The sequence below is a fragment of the Parafrankia sp. FMc2 genome (genome assembly GCF_041008525.1).
Classification (GTDB): domain Bacteria; phylum Actinomycetota; class Actinomycetes; order Frankiales; family Frankiaceae; genus Parafrankia.
Window position 1 is genome coordinate 1 of the sequence record NZ_JBFLUG010000454.1, and the last position, 834, is coordinate 834.

Here is an 834-nt window from a genome sequence, read left to right on the forward strand (position 1 = left end):
CGCCGTCACCAGCGACGCACGTCCAGGTGGGAACGGGCCATCGGGCACTGGCCCGGGACTATATCGCCGGTATCAGCCGGCCCTCCTTCCGATACATCCACTTGTCACGTGCGACCTCGTGTCGCACCTCGGATCCGTTGTTATCCGCGGGTATCCGCAGGTCACGAGTGAACCGCAGGTAGTCGGCTTCGCGGTCCACGAGCCGGCACGCCAGCGCGTGGCGGGCAGCCATGAGTTTCGTGCCCCGCGGTGAGGTCTGGGTGATCCCGATGTGGGCGGCGTGGCGCAGGGCCCGGGTGTGGGCCACGAGGTCGGCCGGGTCGATCGGCGTGCCGGTGGTGGCGGCGTCGGCGGTGAGACGGTGCAGGGAGACGAGAGCGTCGGCGGCCTGCGCGGCCCAGCACCAGGTCCCGGCCGGGGCGGTGTCGCTCACGGCCTGCAGTTCACGCAGCACGTGGGCGACACAGAGCTGGTGGGTGACGCCGGTGTAGGTGTCGTACGGGGACCAGGCGTCGTGGACCACGACGCCGGTGAAGCCGGTCAGCACCCCGAGGGCGTCGATCCCGGCGGTTCCACGCTTCGGATGGCAGTCGAGGAGGGTGTACTTCCCGGTGCGGGCGACGTGCACCCAGTGCAGTTTCCCGGCGACCCGCAGCCCGGTCTCGTCCGCACCGACCACCTCGGCGCCGGCGAGCAGGTCACGGACAGCGGTGAGGAAATCTTCCAGGTCGGTGGCGGCGCGGGCGGCCATCGCCGCGACCGTGCCCGCGGACAGCGGTATCCCGACCAGCTCGGCGAGCGCGGTCGCGGTCCGGTCCTTCGACAGGAACTGGC

General features: G+C 71.2%; 1 protein-coding gene. It reads right to left on the reverse strand.

Features of this window, described 5'->3' with window-relative positions:
* Nucleotides 1-58: 58 nt before the first annotated feature.
* Nucleotides 59-834: IS66 family transposase (locus AB1460_RS37900; protein ID WP_368967412.1), on the reverse strand; the 776-nt coding region annotated here is incomplete at its 5' end.